The organism is Agrobacterium sp. P15N1-A, assembly GCF_044626815.1.
Lineage (GTDB): Bacteria > Pseudomonadota > Alphaproteobacteria > Rhizobiales > Rhizobiaceae > Agrobacterium > Agrobacterium leguminum.
In genome coordinates this window covers 1-1,687 of record NZ_JBIUPF010000018.1, presented here as the reverse complement: position 1 = coordinate 1,687, position 1,687 = coordinate 1, and the positions used below count along the sequence as shown (strand labels likewise).

1 protein-coding gene is annotated in these 1,687 nt (G+C 62.1%); it reads left to right on the top strand.

The genetic code is table 11. The features are described 5' to 3' along the window. Positions 1 to 1,687 (top strand): condensation domain-containing protein (locus tag ACIK7D_RS27715; RefSeq protein WP_400158170.1); only part of this gene is annotated, 1,687 nt, incomplete at both ends.

The window sequence follows — 1,687 nt, the reverse complement described above, 5'->3', positions numbered from 1 at the left end:
CCCGCAAGGTCCCGTCGAAACGGCGCTTGCCGCCATCTGGTCCGAACTCCTCGGTGTCGATCGCATCAGCCGCAACGACAGCTTCTTCGCTCTCGGTGGACATTCGCTCCTCGCCGTCAGGCTGTTGAGCCGGCTGCCAGATGCGATAGGCACGGACCTGCCGCTGGCAGCACTTTTTGCCAATCCGACCCTTGCGGGTATCGCGCATTCAGTTTCGGAGGAGTTGGCACAATCTGGAGTCCAAGCCTCAACGGTGATCGAGCGGGTGGACCGGGCGATACCGCTGGAGCTGTCGCATGCGCAGGAGCGCCTGTGGTTCCTGTCGCAGTTTGAAGGCGTGAGCAAGACCTACCACATCCCACTCGCAATGCGGCTTCGCGGCCGCCTGAACGAACCGGCGTTGCGCAACGCGTTGGACCGGCTATGGGCACGGCACGAGGGTTGGCGATACACATTCACGATGGTGGAAGGTGAACCGCGCGCGACGTTGTTGCCGACAGACGCGGGGTTGCTGTTGCGGGAGCATGACCTGCGCCACGAAGGCAATGCCGGGTCCTTGCTCGATAAGATTTGCGCCGAGGAGGCAAATGCGCCCTTTGACCTGGAACGAGGTCCGCTGGTGCGGGGCCGGTTGATCCGCCTTGCAGATGATGAGCACATGCTGCTGCTGACCCAGCACCACATCGTCTCCGACGGCTGGTCGATGGGCGTTCTCAATCGGGAACTGGAGGTGCTCTATGCCGCCCTCGCCTCGGGTCGACCGGATCCCTTGCCGGAACTTTCTGTCCAATACCCGGACTATGCGGCGTGGCAGCGCCGGTGGCTGAGCGGGGAACGGCAGAAATCGCAGGCAGACTATTGGCGCGCAAAACTGACGGATGCACCCACCTTGATAACCCTGCCGACGGATCGTCCCCGCCCGGCACAGCAAAACTTCACTGGCGCGCGCATCCCGATCGTTATCGACGCGGCTCTGACCTCGGAACTCAAGCGCCTGAGCCTGAAGAACGGCACGACATTGTTCATGACGGTGCTGGCCGCGTGGTCAACTGTCCTGTCGCGGCTGTCGGGCCAGGACGATATCGTGATCGGCACGCCGGTGGCGAACAGGGGACGCCCGGAACTTGAGGGGCTGATCGGGTTCTTCGTCAACATGCTGGCCTTGCGCATCGACGTCTCGGGCAATCCGGACGGAACGACGCTGCTGCGCCGGGTTCGTGAGACGATACTTCAAGCTCAGGATCATCAGAGCTTACCGTTCGAGCAGGTGGTGGAGGCCGTCCAGCCGCCGCGCCGGCTCGATCATACACCGGTGTTCCAGGTCATGTTGGCCTGGAACGAGCAAAGGATCGTCCCCACTTTGTCCGGCGTGGCCGTGGATCCGGCTGACACTCCCTATCGCGTATCCAAGTTCGACCTGGAGATGGCCCTCTACGAGACAGATGACCGGATTACCGGCAGTCTCGGTTATGCCACCGCACTCTTCGATGCAGAAACGATCGAGCGACACGTTGGATATCTGCTCGTTATGCTGCGAGGCTTGGTGGCATTGGAAACAAAGCCGCTCCACCAGCTCGACATCCTCCCGCCCTCGGAGCGGACGCTGCTTCTGGAGGAGTGGAACCGGACGGATCATGTCTATCCCTCCGAACGCTGCGTGCACCAGCTGTTCGAGGACCAGGTCAGC